At 54.8% G+C, this 21,591-nt stretch carries 16 protein-coding genes and 1 pseudogene; 15 read left to right on the top strand and 2 right to left on the bottom strand.

Annotated features, from left to right (window positions below):
• Positions 1 to 6: 6 nt before the first annotated feature.
• The 5 genes from AM410_RS00210 to nei are packed head-to-tail and all read left to right on the top strand — an operon-like array spanning position 7 to position 3,884.
• Positions 7 to 750, top strand: a complete 744-nt coding sequence (locus tag AM410_RS00210; protein WP_073395765.1) for a type 2 GTP cyclohydrolase I — start codon at positions 7 to 9, stop codon at positions 748 to 750.
• 14 nt (positions 751 to 764) lie between these two features.
• Complete coding sequence (gene pxpB, locus AM410_RS00205) at positions 765 to 1,421, top strand: 5-oxoprolinase subunit PxpB (protein WP_014169163.1); 657 nt, start codon at positions 765 to 767, stop codon at positions 1,419 to 1,421.
• A complete protein-coding gene (gene pxpC / locus AM410_RS00200; RefSeq protein ID WP_108647332.1) occupies positions 1,415 to 2,347 on the top strand; it encodes a 5-oxoprolinase subunit PxpC in 933 nt (310 codons plus the stop codon). Before pxpB ends, pxpC begins: the two co-directional genes overlap by 7 nt.
• Positions 2,334 to 3,071, top strand: coding sequence for a 5-oxoprolinase subunit PxpA (pxpA, locus tag AM410_RS00195; RefSeq protein ID WP_073395766.1), 738 nt, complete (start codon positions 2,334 to 2,336; stop codon positions 3,069 to 3,071). Before pxpC ends, pxpA begins: the two co-directional genes overlap by 14 nt.
• A gap of 21 nt (positions 3,072 to 3,092) precedes the next feature.
• Positions 3,093 to 3,884 carry an endonuclease VIII gene (gene nei, locus AM410_RS00190; RefSeq protein WP_050737380.1) on the top strand — a complete coding sequence of 264 codons (792 nt, stop codon included), beginning with the start codon at positions 3,093 to 3,095 and terminating at the stop codon, positions 3,882 to 3,884.
• A gap of 100 nt (positions 3,885 to 3,984) precedes the next feature.
• Here nei and AM410_RS00185 read toward each other — a convergent pair whose 3' ends face one another.
• Complete coding sequence (locus AM410_RS00185; protein WP_014169167.1) at positions 3,985 to 5,268, bottom strand: citrate synthase; 1,284 nt, start codon at positions 5,266 to 5,268, stop codon at positions 3,985 to 3,987.
• Positions 5,269 to 5,909: 641 nt separating this feature from the next.
• On the opposite strand from AM410_RS00185, the gene sdhC reads away from it, so the two are divergent.
• From sdhC to sucD, 8 genes are all read left to right on the top strand, one after another.
• Entirely contained in the window at positions 5,910 to 6,314 is a 405-nt protein-coding gene (gene sdhC / locus AM410_RS00170; protein ID WP_025204654.1) for a succinate dehydrogenase cytochrome b556 subunit, read from the top strand.
• Positions 6,308 to 6,655: a succinate dehydrogenase membrane anchor subunit gene (gene sdhD, locus AM410_RS00165; RefSeq protein ID WP_010428702.1), complete on the top strand. Its 348-nt coding sequence runs from the start codon at positions 6,308 to 6,310 to the stop codon at positions 6,653 to 6,655. Before sdhC ends, sdhD begins: the two co-directional genes overlap by 7 nt.
• On the top strand, positions 6,655 to 8,421 hold the full coding sequence (gene sdhA / locus AM410_RS00160) for a succinate dehydrogenase flavoprotein subunit (protein ID WP_014883036.1): 1,767 nt from the start codon (positions 6,655 to 6,657) through the stop codon (positions 8,419 to 8,421). Before sdhD ends, sdhA begins: the two co-directional genes overlap by 1 nt.
• A gap of 15 nt (positions 8,422 to 8,436) precedes the next feature.
• Entirely contained in the window at positions 8,437 to 9,153 is a 717-nt protein-coding gene (sdhB, locus tag AM410_RS00155) for a succinate dehydrogenase iron-sulfur subunit SdhB (RefSeq protein ID WP_014169170.1), read from the top strand.
• 226 nt (positions 9,154 to 9,379) lie between these two features.
• On the top strand, positions 9,380 to 12,187 hold the full coding sequence (gene sucA, locus AM410_RS00150; RefSeq protein ID WP_108647330.1) for a 2-oxoglutarate dehydrogenase E1 component: 2,808 nt from the start codon (positions 9,380 to 9,382) through the stop codon (positions 12,185 to 12,187).
• A gap of 14 nt (positions 12,188 to 12,201) precedes the next feature.
• Positions 12,202 to 13,428 (top strand): 2-oxoglutarate dehydrogenase complex dihydrolipoyllysine-residue succinyltransferase, encoded by a 1,227-nt coding sequence (gene odhB / locus AM410_RS00145; protein ID WP_025204653.1) that lies wholly within the window; start codon positions 12,202 to 12,204, stop codon positions 13,426 to 13,428.
• A gap of 85 nt (positions 13,429 to 13,513) precedes the next feature.
• Positions 13,514 to 14,680, top strand: a complete 1,167-nt coding sequence (gene sucC / locus AM410_RS00140; RefSeq protein ID WP_006809579.1) for an ADP-forming succinate--CoA ligase subunit beta — start codon at positions 13,514 to 13,516, stop codon at positions 14,678 to 14,680.
• Entirely contained in the window at positions 14,680 to 15,549 is an 870-nt protein-coding gene (gene sucD / locus AM410_RS00135) for a succinate--CoA ligase subunit alpha (protein ID WP_014169173.1), read from the top strand. Before sucC ends, sucD begins: the two co-directional genes overlap by 1 nt.
• An 83-nt stretch (positions 15,550 to 15,632) precedes the next feature.
• On the opposite strand, the gene AM410_RS00130 is transcribed toward sucD, so the two are convergent.
• Entirely contained in the window at positions 15,633 to 16,349 is a 717-nt protein-coding gene (locus AM410_RS00130; protein ID WP_032681408.1) for a GntR family transcriptional regulator, read from the bottom strand.
• A 169-nt stretch (positions 16,350 to 16,518) separates the two neighbouring features.
• On the opposite strand from AM410_RS00130, the pseudogene mngA reads away from it, so the two are divergent.
• Positions 16,519 to 18,435, top strand: a pseudogene (gene mngA / locus AM410_RS00125) (PTS 2-O-a-mannosyl-D-glycerate transporter subunit IIABC).
• A gap of 21 nt (positions 18,436 to 18,456) precedes the next feature.
• On the top strand, positions 18,457 to 21,093 hold the full coding sequence (mngB, locus tag AM410_RS00120; protein WP_108647328.1) for a mannosylglycerate hydrolase: 2,637 nt from the start codon (positions 18,457 to 18,459) through the stop codon (positions 21,091 to 21,093).
• Positions 21,094 to 21,591 lie beyond the last annotated feature (498 nt).

The following is a 21,591-nucleotide window of genomic DNA, read 5'->3' as shown; positions in this document are numbered from 1 at the left end:
GTGATGATGAAAAACAGCGAACTGGAAAGCCTGATTAACGAAAAACTGAACAGCGCCTCCTTCAGCGATTACGGCCCGAACGGCCTCCAGGTTGAAGGACGCGAAACGGTGCAGAAAATTATCACTGGCGTGACGGCAAGCCAGGCGCTGCTGGACGAAGCCGTCCGTCAGGAAGCGGATGCCGTTATTGTCCATCACGGTTATTTCTGGAAAAACGAAGCACCGATCATTCGCGGTATGAAGCGAAACCGCCTGAAAACGCTGCTGGCAAATGATATCAACCTGTACGGTTACCATCTGCCGCTGGATGCGCACCCGGAGCTGGGCAATAACGTACAGCTCGCGCAGCTGTTGGGGATTACCGTCATGGGTGAAATTGAGCCGCTGGTGCCCTGGGGAGAGCTGGCCATGCCGGTGCCCGGCCTGGAGCTGGCTTCCTGGATTGAAGTGCGTCTGGGACGCCGTCCGCTCTGGTGCGGTGACACCGGTCCGGATACGGTGAAGCGGGTTGCCTGGTGTACTGGTGGTGGTCAGGGCTTTATTGATAGTGCGGCACGCTTTGGTGTCGACGCCTTCATCACTGGAGAAGTGTCCGAGCAGACCGTCCATTCGGCGCGTGAACAAGGTCTGCATTTTTACGCGGCAGGTCACCATGCCACCGAGCGTGGCGGAATTCGCGCCCTCAGTGAATGGCTGACCGAAAATACCGATCTGGATGTCACGTTTATTGATATCCCTAACCCGGCCTGATGAGAGGTATCTGAGTGCAGCGAGCGCGTTGTTATCTTCTGGGGGAAACGGCAGTGGTTCTGGAGCTGGAACCGCCAGTGACCCTTGCCACGCAAAAGCGTATCTGGCGGCTAACGCAGCGCCTGGCCGATGTGCCTGAAGTGGTTGAAGCGATTCCGGGTATGAATAACATCACCGTGGTGCTGCGTAATCCGCATACGCTGGCGCTGGATGCTATTGAACGTTTGCAGCGCTGGTGGGAAGAGAGCGAGGCGCTGGAGCCGGATTCCCGGACAATTGAGATCCCGGTGGTGTATGGCGGCGAGCATGGACCCGATCTTGGCGTGGTGGCGGAACACTGCGGATTAACGGAAAAGCAGGTGGTTGAATTGCACGCCTGCGTTGATTACGTGGTCTGGTTCTTAGGTTTCCAGCCGGGCTTCCCCTATCTGGGGGGGCTCTCACCGCAGTTGCATACGCCGCGTCGCGCCGAACCCCGCCTGAGCGTGCCGGCGGGCACGGTGGCTATCGGTGGTGAACAGACCGGCATTTATCCTCTGACGTCACCGGGGGGCTGGCAGCTTATCGGGCATACGTCCAGGCCGTTATTTGAACCAGGGCAGGAGGTTCCCATACTCCTTCGTCCCGGCGATACCCTGCGCTTTATCCCGCAGAAGGAGGGGGTATGTTAACGCTGATTCGCGCCGGGCTTTACACGTCCGTACAGGATGCCGGCCGCTTTGGCATGCGTCAGTCGGGCGTGAGCTACTGTGGGGCGCTGGACAGGCCTGCGCTGGAGATTGCTAACGTGCTGGTGGGCAACCTTGGCAGCACGGCGGCACTCGAAATTACGCTTGGCCAGTGTGTGATTGAATTCGGCGAGGAGACCTGGTTTGCCTTAACCGGGGCCGCTTGTGACGCCGAGCTGGATGGCAAAGCGGTCTGGACAGGCTGGCGGCTGCGAGCGAAAGCCGGGCAGCGTCTGACCCTTAAACGTCCTGTGCACGGCGTGCGAAGCTATCTTGCGGTCGCAGGAGGGATTGATGTGCCAGAGGTTCTGGGTTCATCCAGTACCGATCAGAAAGCCGGCATTGGCGGTCATGAAGGGCGCCTGCTGCGTGACGGCGATCGTCTGGCGGTTAAACCCTCAACGCGCCACTTCTCAACGGCCCAGGGGGTAAAACAGCTGTTATGGACCAACCAGATCCGTGCCTTACCGGGGCCGGAATATCAGGAGTTCGATGAAGTCGCTCAGGAGACGTTCTGGCGTTCGCCGTGGAAGATCAGCCCGCAAAGTAACCGTATGGGATACCGCCTGCAGGGGCAGCCATTGACCCGTACGACAGATCGGGAATTGCTCTCACACGGTTTATTACCTGGTGTCATTCAGGTACCGGGTAACGGTCAGCCGATCGTGCTGATGAACGATGCGCAAACAACGGGGGGATACCCGCGTATTGCCTGCATCATTGAAGCGGATCGCTACCATCTGGCGCAAATTCCTCTCGGACAGCCGATTCATTTTGTGCAATGTTCGCTGGAGGAGGCGCTGAAGGCACGCCAGGATCAGCAGCGTTATCTGGAACAACTGGCATGGAGGCTCGATGGCAAAGATTGATTTAAACGCCGATCTGGGTGAGGGCGGAAGTGCCGATGCTGAACTGATGACGCTGGTCTCTTCGGTCAATATTGCCTGCGGGTTTCACGCGGGTGACGCGCAAACCATGCTGGTCAGCGTGCGTAATGCGATTAAGCACGGCGTGGCGATAGGGGCACATCCCAGTTTTCCTGACAGGGATAATTTTGGCCGCACGGCAATGGATCTCCCTCCTGAGACGGTGTATGCCCAGACGCTCTATCAAACGGGCGCGCTGGAGGCGATTGTGCGTTCCCAGCAGGGCGTGCTGCGCCATGTGAAACCCCACGGCATGCTCTACAATCAGGCGGCCAAAGATCCGGCTCTCGCGGATGCCATTGCCCGCGCGGTGCGGGACTGCAACCCGCAGCTCATCCTGGTGGCGCTGGCGGGGAGCGAGCTTATTCGCGCCGGACAGCGGCTGGGGTTAACCACCCGTCAGGAAGTTTTTGCTGACAGAGGGTACCAGCCGGACGGCAGCCTGGTTCCCCGTTCACTGCCCGGTGCGCTTATTACCGATGAATCACAGGCGCTGGCGCAAACGCTGGCGATGGTATGTGAGGGGTCGGTAAAGGCAATTGATGGTTCAACGGCCAGAGTCCAGGCGGATACGGTGTGTTTACACGGTGATGGTGAGCATGCGCTGCAGTTTGCACGCCGCTTACGGGCGGCCTTTGCGGAGCAGGGTATTCTCGTGAGTGCATGACATAACGATAAGGACAGAAAAATGCCTGAAGGCCCGGAGATCCGCCGTGCTGCGGATAGCCTCGAGGCGGCGATAAAGGGCGAACCGCTGACGGATGTCTGGTTTGCTTTTCCTCAACTGAAACCGTTTGAAGCCCAGCTGGTGGGGCAGACGGTGACGCACATTGAAACGCGCGGCAAAGCGCTGCTCACGCATTTCTCCCATAACCTGACGTTATATAGCCATAATCAGCTGTACGGCGTTTGGCGCGTGGTGAAGGCAAACGAGCAACCGCAAACTACCCGCGTGCTGCGCGTCAGGCTACAGACGGCAGACAACGCGATTCTGCTCTACAGCGCATCCGATATCGAAATGTTAACGCCAGAGCAGCTGCTCACTCATCCGTTCCTGCAGCGCGTCGGGCCGGATGTGCTGGATATGAGCCTGACCCCGGGCGAGGTGAAAGCCCGTCTGGTATCACCTCGGTTTCGTAACCGACAGTTTTCCGGACTGTTGCTCGATCAGGCGTTTCTGGCTGGATTAGGAAATTACCTGCGGGTGGAAATCCTCTGGGAAGTGGGCCTGGCGGCGCAGCATAAGGCATCGCAACTCAGTGATGAACAGCTGGAGGCGTTATCCCACGCACTGCTGGATATCCCGCGCCTGTCGTACAACACGCGTGGCGTGGTGGATGACAACAAGCACCATGGGGCATTGTTCCGCTTTAAGGTGTTTCATCGTGAAGGGAAGGCGTGTGAACGGTGCGGCGGGTTAATTGCGAAAACCACGCTGTCGTCGAGACCGTTTTACTGGTGTCCGCACTGCCAGAAGTAAAATGAAAACGGTAACCCAGGGGGTTACCGTTTTTAATGTCTTCACTCTCTCGGAGTAAGAGAGAGATGGGGTGAGGACATCAGGCCACACCCCGTTAACATCAGCGTTTGATGTCAGACTTAAAATCACGCTGCTCGTAGCCAGTATACAGCTGACGAGGACGGGCGATTTTCATGCCTTCGCTGTGCATTTCGTTCCAGTGCGCAATCCAGCCAACGGTACGTGCCATGGCGAAGATCACGGTGAACATGGAAGACGGAATGCCCATCGCTTTCAGAATAATGCCAGAGTAGAAATCGACGTTCGGGTAGAGTTTCTTCTCGATGAAGTACGGGTCGTTCAGCGCGATGTGCTCAAGCTCCATCGCCACTTCCAGCAGATCGTCTTTTGTACCCAGCTCTTTCAGCACTTCGTGGCATGTTTCACGCATAACGGTAGCGCGTGGGTCGTAGTTTTTGTACACACGGTGACCGAAGCCCATCAGACGGAAGGAGTCATTCTTGTCTTTCGCGCGACGCACGAATTCAGGAATGTGCTCAACGGAGCTGATCTCTTCCAGCATCTTCAGTGCCGCTTCGTTCGCGCCGCCGTGCGCCGGTCCCCACAGGGAGGCGATACCCGCAGCGATACAGGCGAACGGGTTCGCGCCTGAGGAGCCTGCGGTACGGACGGTGGAGGTGGAGGCGTTCTGTTCGTGGTCGGCGTGCAGGATCAGAATACGGTCCATCGCACGTTCCAGTACCGGGTTCACTTCGTACTCTTCACACGGTGTGGAGAACATCATGCGCAGGAAGTTACCGGCGTAGGAGAGGTCGTTACGTGGATAAACAAACGGCTGGCCGATGGAGTATTTGTAACACATCGCTGCCATTGTCGGCATTTTGGACAGCAGGCGGAACGCCGCGATATCACGGTGACGTGGATTATTCACGTCCAGCGAGTCGTGGTAGAACGCTGCCAGCGCACCGGTAATACCGCACATCACCGCCATTGGGTGAGAATCACGACGGAAAGCATGGAACAGACGGGTAATCTGCTCATGAATCATGGTGTGACGGGTCACGGTGGTTTTGAATTCATCGTATTGTGCCTGCGTCGGTTTTTCGCCGTTCAGCAGGATGTAGCACACTTCCAGATAGTTGGATTCGGTGGCTAACTGATCGATGGGGAAGCCGCGATGGAGCAGGATACCTTCGTCACCATCAATGAAGGTGATTTTGGATTCGCAAGATGCGGTAGAGGTAAATCCAGGGTCGAAGGTGAATACACCTTTAGAACCCAGCGTACGGATATCAATAACATCCTGACCGAGCGTGCCTTTTAGCACATCCAGTTCAACAGCAGTGTCACCATTTAGGGTGAGCGTTGCCTTTGTATCAGCCATTTACGGTCTCCTTAGCGCCTTATTGCTTAAGACTGCCAATTACCGGATTTGCATTCTGCTGATTTCTCACCGTTACCAGTTTGTTATTTGGCTTACCGCTCAGCTCACGAGGAGAAACCAGGGTACAGAGCTATGGCGCCTTGCAGGTAAAAACATGAAAAATCAGTGAAACAACAGCAAATCAGTGTCTTCGCAGTCCGAATTATTCAAACCTGTATATCACTAATAACTGTCCTGATAACTTCGGTCAATACCATCACACTGTTACATAACTATTTGTCAGGTGAAAGTGAGACCTCATAACTTTTGCGCATTATATGCCTTTTCTGATGACGTTTGTAACAATATTGTTTAACATTTGTCAAATCAGATGATTAAAAATTAAAAAGATGTTGTTATCGTGACCCTGATCACTGTTCCAGAGAAAACCCGACAAACTGTATGTAGGTTAATTGTAATGATTTTGTGAACGGCCTATACTGCCGCCAGGTCTCCGGAACACCCTGCAATCCCGAGCCACCCAGCGTTGTAACGTGTCGTTTTAGCATTTGGAAGCAATGTTTTGCATGACGCGCAGTTATAGAAAAGGAACGCTGTCTGACCCGCATCGCAGTCCGGAGGAAGGAAACAATAAGAACAGCATGTGGGCGTTATTCATGATAAGAAATGTGAAAAAACAAAGACCTGTCAATCTGGATCTCAAAACGATCCGGTTCCCTGTAACAGCAATAGCGTCCATTCTGCACCGCGTTTCTGGTGTGATTACGTTTGTGGCGGTCGGCATTCTGCTGTGGTTACTGGGTACCAGCCTCTCTTCTCCTGAAGGATTCCTCCAGGCCTCTGCCATCATGAACAGCTTCTTCGTGAAATTTATCATGTGGGGCATTCTGACTGCGCTGGCGTACCACGTTGTCGTGGGCATTCGTCATATGCTGATGGACTTTGGCTACCTGGAAGAGACTTTCGAAGCCGGTAAACGCTCCGCTAATATTTCATTTGTATTGACTGTCGTGCTTTCACTTCTCGCAGGAGTTCTCGTATGGTAAGCAACGCCTCCGCATTAGGACGCAACGGCGTACATGACTTCATTCTGGTCCGTGCTACCGCCATCGTTCTCACCCTTTATATCATCTATATGATTGGTTTCTTCGCGACCAGCGGCACGCTGACGTGGGAAATCTGGAGTGGGTTCTTCGGATCTGCCTTCACCAAAGTGTTCACCCTGCTGGCTCTGTTCTCCATCCTTATTCATGCCTGGATTGGTATGTGGCAGGTGTTGACCGATTACGTTAAACCACTGGCGATTCGCCTTCCTCTGCAGCTGGTTATTGTCGTTGCACTGGTGGTTTACGTTATTTATGGATTCGTTGTGGTGTGGGGTGTGTAATGAAACTGCCAGTCAGAGAATTTGATGCTGTTGTGATTGGTGCTGGTGGCGCAGGTATGCGTGCAGCACTGCAAATTTCCCAGAGCGGCCAGACCTGTGCGCTGCTCTCTAAAGTCTTCCCGACCCGTTCCCACACTGTCTCCGCGCAGGGCGGTATTACCGTTGCGCTGGGCAATTCCCATGAAGATAACTGGGAATGGCACATGTATGACACGGTCAAAGGTTCCGACTACATCGGCGACCAGGATGCTATCGAATATATGTGTAAGACTGGCCCGGAAGCGATTCTGGAGCTGGATCACATGGGGCTGCCGTTCTCCCGTCTGGAAAATGGCACCATTTATCAGCGTCCGTTTGGCGGCCAGTCGAAAAACTTCGGCGGCGAGCAGGCGGCACGTACTGCAGCTGCGGCTGACCGTACCGGTCACGCACTGCTGCACACGCTGTATCAACAGAACCTGAAAAACCACACGACTATTTTCTCCGAGTGGTATGCGCTGGATCTGGTGAAAAACGCCGATGGCGCCGTTGTAGGTTGTACCGCGCTGTGTATTGAAACCGGTGAAGTGGTCTACTTCAAAGCGCGTGCTACCGTGCTGGCGACCGGCGGTGCAGGCCGTATTTATCAATCTACCACCAACGCCCACATCAACACCGGTGACGGCGTAGGTATGGCTATCCGCGCCGGCGTACCGGTGCAGGATATGGAAATGTGGCAGTTCCACCCAACCGGCATCGCCGGTGCCGGCGTGCTGGTAACAGAAGGCTGCCGTGGTGAAGGGGGTTACCTGCTGAACAAACACGGCGAGCGCTTCATGGAGCGTTATGCCCCGAATGCGAAAGACCTGGCGGGTCGTGACGTGGTGGCGCGTTCCATCATGATCGAAATCCGTGAAGGCCGCGGCTGTGACGGCCCATGGGGTCCACACGCGAAGCTGAAACTCGACCATCTGGGTAAAGAGGTTCTGGAATCACGTCTGCCAGGCATTCTGGAGCTGTCTCGTACCTTCGCGCACGTCGATCCAGTGAAAGAGCCTATCCCGGTAATCCCAACCTGTCACTACATGATGGGCGGTATTCCGACCAAAGTGACCGGCCAGGCGCTGACCGTGAACGAGCAGGGTGAAGACGTTGTTATCCCGGGCCTGTTTGCCGTCGGTGAAATTGCCTGCGTATCCGTACACGGTGCAAACCGTCTGGGCGGGAACTCCCTGCTTGACCTGGTGGTATTTGGTCGTGCGGTAGGTCTGCATCTGCAAGAGTCTATTGCCGAGCAGGGTGCGCTGCGTGATGCCACCGACGATGAAATTGATGCGTCGCTTGAGCGTCTGAACCGCTGGAACGGCAACCGTAATGGTGAAGATCCGGTGGAAATCCGCAAAGCGCTGCAGGAATGTATGCAGCACAACTTCTCGGTATTCCGTGAAGGGGATGCGATGGCCAAAGGTCTTGAGCAGCTGAAAGCGATCCGCGAGCGTCTGAAAAATGCCCGTCTGGACGACACGTCCAGCGAGTTCAATACCCAGCGCGTTGAGTGTCTGGAGCTGGATAACCTGATGGAAACGGCGTTCGCTACCGCGATGTCGGCAAACTTCCGTACCGAGAGCCGTGGCGCGCATAGCCGCTTCGACTTCCCGGATCGTGACGATGAAAACTGGCTGTGCCATTCCCTGTATCTGCCAGAGTCGGAATCCATGACGCGTCGTAGCGTCAATATGGAACCGAAACTGCGTCCGGCGTTCCCGCCGAAGATTCGTACTTACTAATGCGGAGACAGGATAATGAAACTCGAATTCTCAGTTTATCGTTATAACCCGGATGTAGATGATGCTCCGCGTATGCAGGATTACACCCTGGAAGCGGAAGAAGGCCGTGACATGATGCTGCTGGATGCCTTAATCCAGCTGAAAGAAAAAGATCCGACACTGTCGTTCCGTCGCTCATGCCGTGAAGGCGTTTGTGGCTCTGACGGTGTGAACATGAACGGTAAAAATGGTCTGGCCTGCATCACGCCAATTTCAGCGTTGCAGCGCGCGGGTCAGAAAATTGTTATCCGTCCTTTGCCAGGTCTGCCAGTCGTTCGTGATTTGGTGGTAGACATGGGGCAATTCTATGCACAATATGAGAAGATTAAGCCTTACTTATTGAATAATGGGCAAAATCCACCGGCTCGTGAGCACTTACAGTCTCCTGAGCAGCGTGAAAAACTCGATGGTTTGTACGAGTGTATTCTCTGTGCATGTTGCTCGACCTCTTGCCCGTCGTTCTGGTGGAACCCGGACAAGTTTATCGGCCCGGCCGGTCTGCTGGCTGCCTATCGCTTCCTGATCGATAGCCGCGACACCGAAACCGACAGTCGTCTGGAAGGACTGAGTGATGCTTTCAGCGTATTCCGCTGCCATAGCATCATGAACTGCGTCAGTGTATGTCCTAAGGGGCTGAACCCGACGCGCGCCATCGGCCATATTAAGTCGATGCTGCTGCAGCGCAGTGCATAAGTAACAGGAGGGGAGCGTTGTTCCCCTCACCCTGACCCTCTCCTGACAGGAGAGGGGATAAAATGTAGGAAACCTCTAAAAACTGCCCCGAGGTGCAGACAGTTTTTAAAGGTTCCTTCGCGAGCCCAAGACAACATAAGAGCTCGCAGGTGAACCCCGGCACGTACGTGTTGTACGTGGTAGTTTCTACGGCGAAAGTAAGCATAAAAATGCTTAAGGGATCACGATGCAGAACGGCGCAATGAAAGCCTGGCTGGACTCTTCTTACCTCTCTGGTTCAAACCAGAGCTGGATAGAACAGCTCTATGAAGACTTCTTAACCGATCCTGACTCAGTGGACGCAAACTGGCGTTCCATGTTCCAGCAGTTACCTGGCACTGGAGTCAAACCGGATCAATTCCATTCCAAAACACGTGATTATTTCCGTCGTCTGGCGAAGGATGCCTCACGTTACTCTTCTGCGATTTCCGACCCTGACACCAATGCGAAGCAGGTTAAAGTCCTGCAGCTTATCAACGCTTATCGCTTCCGTGGTCACCAGCATGCGAATCTCGATCCGCTGGGACTGTGGAAACAAGATCGTGTGGCGGATCTCGATCCGGCGTATCACGATCTGACCGAGGCCGATTTCCAGGAAAGCTTTAACGTAGGTTCCTTTGCCATCGGCAAAGACACGATGAAGTTGGGCGAGCTGATTGACGCGCTCAAGCAAACCTACTGCGGCTCCATCGGCGCGGAATATATGCACATCACCTCTACAGAAGAGAAACGCTGGATCCAGCAGCGCATCGAAGCTGTGGCGGGCCACGCGAATTTCTCTGCTGAAGAGAAAAAACGCTTCCTCAGCGAACTGACCGCAGCAGAAGGCCTTGAGCGCTATCTGGGCGCGAAATTCCCGGGTGCGAAACGCTTCTCGCTGGAAGGCGGCGACGCGCTGGTACCTATGCTGAAAGAGCTGATTCGTCACGCGGGCAAAAGCGGTACCCGTGAAGTGGTGCTGGGTATGGCGCACCGCGGTCGTCTGAACGTACTGGTCAACGTGCTGGGTAAAAAACCGCAGGACCTGTTCGACGAATTCGCGGGCAAACATAAAGAACACCTCGGCACCGGTGACGTGAAGTACCACATGGGCTTCTCGTCTGATATTGAAACCGAAGGCGGTCTGGTTCACCTGGCGCTGGCGTTTAACCCGTCACACCTGGAAATCGTGAGCCCGGTGGTTATCGGTTCTGTACGTGCGCGTCTGGATCGTCTGGACGAGCCGAGCAGCAACAAAGTCCTGCCAATCACCATTCACGGTGACGCGGCGGTCACAGGGCAGGGCGTGGTTCAGGAAACGCTGAACATGTCCAAGGCGCGTGGTTACGAAGTGGGCGGTACCGTTCGCATTGTTATCAACAACCAGGTGGGCTTCACGACTTCTAACCCACTGGATGCGCGTTCTACCCCGTACTGCACCGACATCGGTAAGATGGTTCAGGCACCGATCTTCCACGTTAACGCGGATGACCCGGAAGCCGTGGCGTTCGTTACCCGTCTGGCGCTGGACTACCGTAACACCTTCAAACGCGATGTGTTCATCGACCTGTTCTGCTACCGCCGTCATGGCCACAACGAAGCTGACGAGCCAAGTGCAACGCAGCCGCTGATGTATCAGAAAATCAAAAAACACCCGACGCCACGCAAAATCTATGCTGACAAGCTGGAAGGCGACAACGTGACGACGCTGGAAGATGCGACCGAAATGGTCAACCTCTACCGCGACGCGCTGGATGCGGGTGAATGCGTAGTGAAAGAGCTGCGCCCGATGAACATGCACTCCTTTACCTGGTCGCCGTACCTCAACCACGAGTGGGATGAGAGCTACCCGAACAAGGTAGAGATGAAGCGCCTGCAGGAGCTGGCTAAACGCATCAGCACCGTACCAGACGCTATCGAGATGCAGTCTCGCGTAGCGAAAATTTATGCTGACCGTCAATCAATGGCGGCGGGCGAGAAGCTGTTCGACTGGGGCGGGGCGGAAACACTGGCTTACGCAACGCTGGTTGATGAAGGCATTCCTGTTCGTCTGTCCGGTGAAGATGCGGGCCGTGGCACCTTCTTCCACCGTCACGCGGTAGTTCACAACCAGACTAACGGTTCAACCTATACTCCGCTGCAGCATGTCCATAACGGTCAGGGTCAGTTCAAGGTATGGGACTCCGTCCTGTCTGAAGAAGCGGTACTGGCATTTGAATACGGCTACGCCACCGCGGAACCGCGCACCCTGACTATCTGGGAAGCGCAGTTCGGTGACTTCGCCAACGGTGCCCAGGTCGTTATCGACCAGTTCATCTCGTCCGGCGAGCAGAAATGGGGCCGTATGTGTGGCCTGGTGATGCTGCTGCCACACGGTTACGAAGGTCAGGGTCCGGAGCACTCCTCCGCTCGTCTGGAACGTTATCTGCAGCTCTGCGCTGAGCAGAACATGCAGGTCTGCGTGCCGTCCACTCCGGCTCAGGTCTACCACATGCTGCGTCGTCAGGCGCTGCGCGGTATGCGCCGCCCGCTGGTGGTCATGTCGCCAAAATCCCTGCTGCGCCACCCGCTGGCGGTGTCCAGCCTGGACGAACTGGCGAACGGCACCTTCCTGCCTGCCATCGGTGAGGTTGACGAACTGGATCCGCAGGCCGTTAAGCGTGTTGTGATGTGTTCTGGTAAGGTTTATTACGACCTGCTGGAACAGCGCCGTAAGAACGACCAGAAAGATGTCGCCATCGTGCGTATCGAACAGCTTTATCCATTCCCGCACCAGGCGGTGCAGGATGCGTTGAAACCGTATGCTCACGTGCATGATTTTGTCTGGTGCCAGGAAGAGCCGCTCAACCAGGGCGCCTGGTACTGCAGTCAGCATCATTTCCGTGAAGTCATTCCATTTGGGTCTGCCCTGCGTTATGCAGGTCGCCCGGCCTCCGCCTCTCCGGCGGTAGGGTATATGTCCGTTCACCAGAAGCAGCAACAAGATCTGGTCAATGACGCGCTGAACGTCGATTAATTAAAGGATACATAATGAGTAGCGTAGATATTCTTGTTCCCGACCTGCCTGAGTCCGTAGCAGATGCGACCGTCGCCACCTGGCACAAAAAACCGGGCGATAGCGTTAAGCGCGATGAAGTGCTGGTAGAAATCGAAACTGACAAAGTGGTACTGGAAGTACCGGCTTCAGCGGATGGCATTCTGGATGCAGTCCTGGAAGACGAAGGGACAACCGTAACCTCCCGTCAGATCCTGGGTCGCCTGCGTGAAGGCAACAGCGCGGGCAAAGAGTCCAGCGCGAAGTCTGACGAAAAAGCGTCTACCCCAGCCCAGCGTCAGCAGGCCTCTCTGGAAGAGCAAACTAACGACGCGCTCAGCCCGGCGATCCGTCGCCTGCTGGCCGAGCACAACCTGGATGCGGCTGCCATTAAAGGCACCGGTGTCGGTGGTCGTCTGACCCGTGAAGATATCGAGAAGCACCTGGCGAAAGCCCCTGCTCAGGCAGAAGCTAAAGCGCCAGCAGCGGCAGCGGCGCCGGCAGCACAGCCTGCTCTGGGTGCCCGTAGCGAAAAACGCGTGCCGATGACTCGCCTGCGTAAGCGTGTGGCTGAGCGTCTGCTGGAAGCGAAAAACTCCACCGCGATGCTGACCACCTTCAACGAAGTGAATATGAAGCCAATCATGGACCTGCGTAAGCAGTACGGTGACGCGTTTGAAAAACGTCACGGTATCCGTCTGGGCTTTATGTCCTTCTACGTGAAAGCGGTTGTTGAAGCGCTGAAACGCTACCCGGAAGTTAACGCCTCTATCGATGGCGATGACGTGGTTTACCACAACTACTTCGACGTCAGCATGGCAGTCTCTACGCCACGTGGTCTGGTTACCCCGGTTCTGCGTGATGTCGATACTCTGGGTATGGCTGACATCGAGAAAAAGATTAAAGAGCTGGCTGTAAAAGGTCGCGACGGCAAGCTGACCGTAGACGATCTGACCGGCGGTAACTTCACCATTACCAACGGCGGCGTTTTCGGTTCACTGATGTCTACCCCGATCATCAACCCGCCGCAGAGCGCGATCCTGGGTATGCATGCCATTAAAGATCGTCCAATGGCGGTAGACGGCAAAGTTGAGATCCTGCCAATGATGTATCTGGCACTCTCTTACGATCACCGTCTGATCGACGGCCGCGAGTCCGTGGGCTTCCTGGTTGCCATTAAAGAGCTGCTGGAAGATCCAACGCGTCTGCTGCTGGACGTCTAGTTTTAGCAGTCTTGCCCGGCGGCGCGTTGTCTGCCGGGCCTACAAAAGCACTACCTAACGATTACCTGAAGGATGGATAGAACACATGAACTTACATGAATATCAGGCCAAACAGCTGTTTGCCCGGTATGGCTTACCGGCTCCGGTGGGTTATGCCTGTACTACCCCGCGTGAAGCAGAAGAAGCCGCATCTAAAATCGGTTCCGGCCCTTGGGTAGTTAAGTGTCAGGTTCACGCTGGTGGCCGTGGTAAAGCGGGCGGTGTGAAGGTTGTTAAGAGTAAAGAAGAGATTCGTGCGTTTGCTGAACATTGGCTCGGCAAGCGTCTGGTAACGTACCAGACAGATGCGAACGGTCAGCCTGTCAACCAGATCCTGGTTGAAGCTGCAACTGACATCGCGAAAGAACTGTACCTGGGCGCGGTTGTTGACCGTAGCTCCCGTCGTGTGGTGTTCATGGCGTCTACCGAAGGCGGCGTGGAAATCGAGAAAGTGGCAGAAGAGACGCCACACCTGATCCACAAAGTGGCGATCGATCCGCTGGCAGGCCCAATGCCTTACCAGGGCCGTGAGCTGGCGTTCAAACTGGGTCTGGAAGGCAAGCTGGTTCAGCAGTTCACCAAGATCTTCATGGGTCTGGCCACCATCTTCCTGGAGCGCGACCTGGCGCTGATCGAGATCAACCCGCTGGTCATCACCACTCAGGGCGACCTGATCTGCCTCGACGGCAAACTGGGCGCTGACGGCAACGCACTGTTCCGCCAGCCGGATCTGCGTGAAATGCGCGACCAGTCTCAGGAAGACCCGCGTGAAGCGCAGGCTGCACAGTGGGAACTGAACTACGTGGCGCTGGATGGCAACATCGGCTGCATGGTTAACGGCGCAGGCCTGGCGATGGGCACCATGGACATCGTTAAGCTGCACGGCGGTGAGCCTGCAAACTTCCTCGACGTGGGCGGTGGCGCAACCAAAGAGCGTGTAACCGAAGCGTTCAAAATCATCCTCTCTGATGACAACGTCAAAGCCGTGCTGGTTAACATCTTCGGCGGTATCGTGCGTTGCGACCTGATCGCAGACGGTATCATCGGTGCGGTAGAAGAAGTGGGTGTTAACGTCCCGGTTGTGGTGCGTCTGGAAGGTAACAACGCTGAACTCGGCGCGAAAAAACTGGCTGACAGCGGCCTGAATATTATTGCAGCGAAAAGTCTGACGGATGCAGCTCAGCAGGTTGTTGCCGCAGTGGAGGGGAAATAATGTCAGTTTTAATTAATAAAGATACCAAGGTTATCTGCCAGGGCTTCACCGGTAGCCAGGGGACTTTCCACTCCGAACAGGCGATTGCCTACGGCACGCAGATGGTTGGCGGCGTAACGCCAGGTAAAGGCGGCACCACGCACCTGGGCCTGCCGGTATTCAACACCGTGCGCGAAGCGGTTGAAGCGACGGGCGCGACCGCGACCGTTATCTACGTTCCGGCTCCGTTCTGCAAAGACTCGATTCTGGAAGCGATTGACGCGGGCATCAAGCTCATCATCACCATCACCGAAGGTATCCCGACGCTGGATATGCTGACCGTGAAAGTGAAGCTGGATGAAGCTGGCGTGCGCATGATCGGCCCGAACTGCCCGGGCGTTATCACCCCAGGCGAATGCAAAATCGGCATCATGCCGGGTCACATTCACAAACCGGGTAAAGTGGGTATCGTCTCCCGTTCCGGTACGCTGACCTATGAAGCGGTTAAGCAGACTACCGACTACGGTTTCGGCCAGTCCACCTGTGTGGGCATCGGTGGTGACCCCATCCCAGGTTCTAACTTCATTGATATCCTGAAAATGTTCCAGGAAGATCCGCAGACCGAAGCGATCGTGATGATCGGTGAGATCGGCGGTAGCGCAGAAGAAGAAGCGGCTGCGTATATCAAAGAACATGTGACCAAGCCGGTTGTCGGTTATATCGCAGGTGTGACAGCGCCGAAAGGTAAGCGTATGGGTCACGCAGGCGCGATTATCGCAGGCGGTAAAGGTACGGCTGATGAGAAATTCGCCGCGCTGGAAGCCGCAGGCGTGAAAACCGTTCGCAGCCTGGCGGATATCGGCGAAGCACTGAAATCCATCATTAAGTAAATCCTCTCTGCTCCCTGTAAAAGGGAGCGTTGAAGTAATAAGTGTCCGTTTCGACATGGTTGGCCGCTGTAAAGCGGCCTTTTTTAATGCCTGCGTTTTGCGACCAGCGTGAATTTGTAATCGTCGCTGTTAAACACGTTACGGCTGTATTCAAACACCCGCCCATCCTTCAGAAAGCCGCGTGACACCTTTTCCAGTATCGGTTTTGCAGGATCCAGCGCCAGCGCGTCGATCGCCTCCTGTGAGGGCATGATCGGAACCAGTTCCTGTTCACTGCGATCGATAACCATCTTCTTGATCTGTTCGATGTAGTGATATTTGGAATTTTCCATCACCTCCCAGGTGAGGTCGGCGAACATCGCCAGCGGCATCCACGTCTCTTCCAGATTCACCGGTTTTTGCTTAATAAAGCGGACCCGTTTGACATGCCACACTTTGTCATCCGGGCGAATGTTAAGCGTCTCAGCCAGTTTCACATCCGCTTTGATCACTTCGAATGTTTTTACGTCGCTGTGGGTATCGACGTTTCGGTCCGCCAGTTTTTCATAAAAGCCGGTAAGCTGATAAATGTCGTAATTGACGCGCTCCTCTCTCACATAGGAGCCGCTGCCCTGAATGCTCTCGATAATCTGCTCTTCAGTGAGGAGTTTCAGTGCCTGCCTCACCGTGACGCGACTGACGCTAAATGTCTCCTGCAGGCTGGATTCCGTCGGTAACGCATCACCGGGTTTTAACTCACCGGCGGTAATTTTCTCGCGAAGCGCATCCGCTATCTGCCGGTACATCGGTTTATTGCCCATGTCGTCTGCCTTCTAATACCTTTTCACGGAATTATGCCTCCAGCACAGAATTTGTAAATAATACAAATTAAATATAAATTGTTGGTGTTAGTGAAAATGATCACATAAAGGTATCAGTCCGTCTGTCACAATCGATTCTGAACAATTACCCTTGAGTGTGAGGATCCTGATGAACCTGACGACCCTGACCCATCCCGACGCTGTCTGCGTGCAGGCGCAGTACACCAGTCGTGATGAAGCAATACGCCAGCTCACGATGCGGCTGGTGACGCTCGGCAAAATTACCGACGGCAATGCGTTTTTAACCGAAGTCTTTCATCGGGAATCGCTAGGCCCTACCGCGCTCGGCGAAGGGCTGGCAGTCCCGCATGGTAAATCAGCGGTGGTGAAAGAGGCGGCTTTTGCCGTAGCCACCCTATGTGAACCGCTGAGCTGGGAAGGCGTGGATGGCCCGGAAAATGTCGAGCTGATTTTCCTGCTTGCCATTCCGCCGGCTGAAGCTGGCTCAACCCATATCCAGGTGCTGACGGAACTTACTTCTCGTCTGGCGGATGAAACTCTTCGGGCGCGCGTCATGGCGGCTACCACGGCAGCAGCGCTACTCGCCGCGCTGGACGACGTGCCACAGGAAGATGGCGTTGTCGCGTTCGTGGATGCGCCAACCATCGTTTGTGTAACTGCATGCCCCGCCGGCATTGCGCATACCTATATGGCAGCTGAGTATCTGGAAAAAGCGGGGCGTAAGCTTGGCGTAAACGTGGTGGTGGAAAAGTAGGGGGCGAACGGTATCGAAGGGCGGTTGACCGCGCAGCAGTTACGTACTGCGCAGGCCTGTATCATTGCCGCAGAAGTGGCCCTCAAAGAGAGCGAGCGTTTTCAGGGTATCCCGACGCTGTCCGTGCCGGTCGCGGAACCGCTTCGCCATGCCGAAGCGCTTATTAAGCGTGCGTTGGCCTTACCCCCCGAGGGAACGCATCGCCATGTGCAAACCGGCAATGATGTGAGCAAAAGCCTTAAAACGGAGCTTAAGCAGGCCCTGCTCAGCGGTATTTCCTTTGCCGTGCCGCTGATTGTGGCGGGAGGCACTGTGCTGGCCGTCGCGGTATTGCTGGCACAGATGTTGGGATTACAGCATCTGTTTGAGCAAGAGAACTCATGGCTGTGGATGTATCGCAAACTCGGCGGGGGGATGTTAGGCACGTTAATGGTGCCGGTGCTGGCCGCGTATACCGCCTACTCGCTGGCAGATAAACCTGCTCTGGCGCCGGGTTTTGCGACCGGTCTTGCCGCCAATATGATCGGTTCAGGTTTTTTAGGGGCGATTGCAGGTGGCCTGATTGCCGGCTATCTGATGCGCTGGGTGAAAAACCATATCCGTCTGAGTCAGCGCTATAACGGTTTTTTAACCTATTACCTCTACCCGGTGATTGGCGTGCTGGGCGCGGGCAGCCTGATGCTGTTCGTGATCGGCGAGCCGGTCGCGTGGATCAACACCTCCCTCACGGCATGGCTTAACGGGCTCTCCGGTGCCAATGCGCTGCTACTGGGCACTCTGCTCGGTTTTATGTGCTCGTTCGATTTAGGGGGACCGGTCAACAAAGCGGCCTATGCGTTCTGTCTGGGGGCGATGGCCAACGGCGTTTACGGGCCGTATGCCATTTTTGCTTCCGTCAAAATGGTCTCGGCTTTTACCGTCACGGCTTCAACCATGCTGGCACCGCATCTCTTTAAACCGTTTGAAATCGAAACCGGCAAGTCGACGTGGCTGCTGGGCCTTGCGGGCATCACCGAAGGGGCAATTCCGATGGCCATTGAAGATCCGCTGCGGGTGATTGGCTCGTTTGTTGTTGGCTCGATGGCAACAGGGGCGATTATCGGTGCAATGGGTATCGGATTGTCTACGCCGGGGGCGGGCATCTTCTCTCTCTTTTTACTGCATGACGCGGGGATGGGTGGCGCGATCGCGGCGGCAGGCTGGTTTGGCGCTGCGCTGGCGGGAACGACGCTCTCTACGCTCATCTTACTGTTCTGGCGACGTCAGGGCGTAAAAAAAGGCAAATACCTGACGGAAGACGTCACGCCATAAATTCACTTACAGGAAACGAAGATGAAAGCTGTATCTCGCGTTCATATCACGCCACATATGCACTGGGACCGTGAGTGGTATTTCACCACCGAAGCGTCGCGGATCCTTTTGGTCAATAACATGGAGGAGATCCTGACCCGTCTGGAGCAGGACGAAGAGTATAAATACTACGTTCTCGATGGACAGACCGCGGTACTGGAGGATTACTTCGCCGTTGTGCCGGAAAACCGGCCCCGGGTAAAAGCGCTGGTTGAGCGCGGAAAGCTGATTATCGGGCCGTGGTATACCCAGACCGACACCACGATAGTCAGCAGCGAATCGATCGTTCGCAACCTGATGTACGGGATGCGCGACTGCATGGAATTCGGTGAGCCGATGAAAATAGGGTATCTGCCGGATTCGTTTGGCATGTCCGGGCAACTTCCGCATATCTATAACGGCTTTGGTATCACCCGCACGCTGTTCTGGCGCGGATGTTCTGAGCGTCACGGCACCGATAAAACAGAATTTTTATGGCAGAGCGCAGACGGCAGCGAAGTCACGGCGCAGGTACTACCGCTGGGCTACGCGATTGGTAAGTACTTACCGGAGGATGAAGCGGGGCTGCGTAAACGGCTCGATACCTGGCTTACATTGCTGGAGAACGCTTCCGTGACGAAAGAGATTCTGCTGCCTAACGGTCACGACCAGATGCCCCTCCAGCAGAACATTTTCGCGGTGATGGATACCCTTCGAAAGATGTATCCGCAGCGGAAATTTGTGATGAGCCGGTTCGAGGAGGTCTTTGAACATACTGAAGCGCACCGTGACGAACTGGCGACGCTGAAAGGGGAGTTTATCGACGGCAAATACATGCGTGTACACCGGACAATCGGCTCCACACGGATGGACATCAAAATTGCTCATGCCCGCATTGAAAACAAAATCGTGAATATCCTCGAACCGCTGGCGGCGCTCGCCTGGATGCTGGGCTTCGAGTATCACCACGGTTTGCTGGAGAAAATGTGGAAAGAGATCCTCAAGAATCATGCTCACGACAGTATTGGCTGCTGCTGCAGCGACAAAGTGCATCGTGAGATTATGGCCCGGTTTGCGCTCGCTGAAGACATGGCCGATAACCTCACGCGTTTCTCGATGCGCAAGATTGTCGACAATATGCCGCAAAGCGAGGCCGACAAGCTGGTGATGTTCAATCTGATGCCCTGGCCCCGTGAAGAGGTGATTAACACCACCCTTCGTCTGCGCACGAGCCAGTTCCGGTTGCGGGATGATAAAGGCAATGAGATCCCCTGTTTTATTCGCCGCGCCCGGGAAATTGACCCGGGGCTGATTGACCGGCAAATCGTGCACTATGGTAATTACGATCCGTTTATGGAGTTTGATATCCAAATCTGTCAGATCCTGCCCGCGATGGGATACCGCACGCTTTACATCGAGCCCCAGGCTCCTGAAAAGAGGCTTCCCGCGAGGGCAAAAACGGATGCTCTGCTGGAAAATGCCTTCTGGCAAATTGATATAAATGACGATGGCACGCTGCGCCTGCGTGATAAAGAATCCGGACTTATTTATGACCGCGTACTGGAAATTGAAGAGGGGTCGGATGATGGCGATGAGTACGACTACTCGCCTTCCCGGGAAGAGTGGCGGCTCACTTCAGCGCACGGGCAGCATCATGTTGAGGTGACACAGGAAGCCTGGCAGAGCAGGGCGGTGATCCAGCATCGCATCGCCGTTCCGGCAAACCTGGCCGAGCGGTCGGCCCGCCTGCGCAATGGCGCTCTTGCGGTGGAATTTGAGGTTACTCTCAGCCATAACAGCAGGCGTGTAGATGTTGTGGCGCGTCTGGATAATCAGGCTGACGATCACCGGGTCCGCGTACTTATCCCGACGCCGTTTATGACGGAGAAGGTACTGTCAGATACGCAGTTTGGCTCCATAACGCGCCCGGTTCGCGATGACGCGATGGCTAACTGGCAAGAAGAGGGCTGGAAAGAGGCACCGGTTCCCGTCTGGAATTTACTTAACTACGCCGTGCTGCAGCAAGAACGAAACGGGCTTGCCCTGTTCACAGAAGGGTTACGCGAATTTGAAGTGGTGGGGGAGGCGGAAAAAGCGTTTGCTCTGACCCTTTTACGCGGTGTGGGCGTGCTGGGAAAGGAAGATTTGCTGTTGCGCCCGGGCCGGCCGTCCGGCATAAAAATGGCCGTTCCGGACTCGCAGCTTCGGGGCAGGTTCGATTGCCGTTTTAGCCTTCTGAGTTTTAGCGGCTCTCCCGAGAACGCCGGCGTTGCTCAGCAGGCGAAAGCGTGGCTTACCCCCGTCCAGTGTTATAACAAAATCCCCTGGGATGCCATGAAGCTTAACCGTGCGCCGTTCAGCACGCCGGACAGATACAGCCTGTTGACACTTTCGCCGACAGGCTGTGTTATGAGCGCGATAAAAAAGGCGGAGGATCGGGAAGCGCTTATCCTTCGTCTGTTCAATCCGTCGGAATCTGTGTCCTGTGATGCCTCTTTATCGTGGAATCAGGCGCTTAAAGGCTGTTGCGAGACGAATTTAAATGAACAGGTACTGGCAGGTAGGGGAGAAGAAAAGGGCATTACGGGCCTGTTCAGGCCTGGGCAATCGCGGACTTTTAGCCTGAAAACGGAAAGGTAGCGTCTGAAGTGAACAAAAGGCTGCGCGCAGGGCAGCCTTTTTTATTGAATAGTCACATTGTGGTGTTAATTTTAAGCGTGTCGCAGGTAAAATAAATGTAATTATCTGCGGCTATCGTCGCACAATGGAAAAAAAACGCGCTGACGACTACCTTTATACGTTAACGCGAATGTAAAGATGCGTTGTTCTTCAGCGTTAAAATAAATCACGTCTGTTTATATTCTTTCTTGCTTTTGATAACTCCAAATATCTCGTCGTACACATAGCATTAACAAGGTTTTTACCATTCTCACCACATTTAAACATGGTTAACAGAAACGGTGCTTTTTGATTTAAATCAAAGTTTAATCCTTGGAAAAAGGTGTCGAAAGGCGGTAAATTGTCCCCGATCAAAATGGCTGAAAAGTGGTAATTTTGCTATAAATTGATCGCCGTCGAAAAACGTAAATGTGATTCAATAAAAACCTGTTTATTGTAAGGGTTTTGCAGCGTATTATA

This window comes from Enterobacter cloacae complex sp. FDA-CDC-AR_0164, from assembly GCF_003071645.1.
Lineage (GTDB): Bacteria > Pseudomonadota > Gammaproteobacteria > Enterobacterales > Enterobacteriaceae > Enterobacter > Enterobacter ludwigii.
This window is presented reverse-complemented; position numbering and strand designations above follow the sequence as displayed.

Bases quoted from the DNA above. Each gene is read 5' to 3' on its own strand.
- AM410_RS00210 (WP_073395765.1), top strand. From the start codon at position 7: ATGAAAAACAGCGAACTGGAAAGCCTGATTAACGAAAAACTGAACAGC.
- pxpC (WP_108647332.1), top strand. From the start codon at position 1,415: ATGTTAACGCTGATTCGCGCCGGGCTTTACACGTCCGTACAGGATGCC.
- pxpA (WP_073395766.1), top strand. From the start codon at position 2,334: ATGGCAAAGATTGATTTAAACGCCGATCTGGGTGAGGGCGGAAGTGCC.
- nei (WP_050737380.1), top strand. From the start codon at position 3,093: ATGCCTGAAGGCCCGGAGATCCGCCGTGCTGCGGATAGCCTCGAGGCG.
- AM410_RS00185 (WP_014169167.1), bottom strand. From the start codon at position 5,268: ATGGCTGATACAAAGGCAACGCTCACCCTAAATGGTGACACTGCTGTT.
- sdhC (WP_025204654.1), top strand. From the start codon at position 5,910: ATGTGGGCGTTATTCATGATAAGAAATGTGAAAAAACAAAGACCTGTC.
- sdhD (WP_010428702.1), top strand. From the start codon at position 6,308: ATGGTAAGCAACGCCTCCGCATTAGGACGCAACGGCGTACATGACTTC.
- sdhA (WP_014883036.1), top strand. From the start codon at position 6,655: ATGAAACTGCCAGTCAGAGAATTTGATGCTGTTGTGATTGGTGCTGGT.
- sdhB (WP_014169170.1), top strand. From the start codon at position 8,437: ATGAAACTCGAATTCTCAGTTTATCGTTATAACCCGGATGTAGATGAT.
- sucA (WP_108647330.1), top strand. From the start codon at position 9,380: ATGCAGAACGGCGCAATGAAAGCCTGGCTGGACTCTTCTTACCTCTCT.
- odhB (WP_025204653.1), top strand. From the start codon at position 12,202: ATGAGTAGCGTAGATATTCTTGTTCCCGACCTGCCTGAGTCCGTAGCA.
- sucC (WP_006809579.1), top strand. From the start codon at position 13,514: ATGAACTTACATGAATATCAGGCCAAACAGCTGTTTGCCCGGTATGGC.
- sucD (WP_014169173.1), top strand. From the start codon at position 14,680: ATGTCAGTTTTAATTAATAAAGATACCAAGGTTATCTGCCAGGGCTTC.
- AM410_RS00130 (WP_032681408.1), bottom strand. From the start codon at position 16,349: ATGGGCAATAAACCGATGTACCGGCAGATAGCGGATGCGCTTCGCGAG.
- mngB (WP_108647328.1), top strand. From the start codon at position 18,457: ATGAAAGCTGTATCTCGCGTTCATATCACGCCACATATGCACTGGGAC.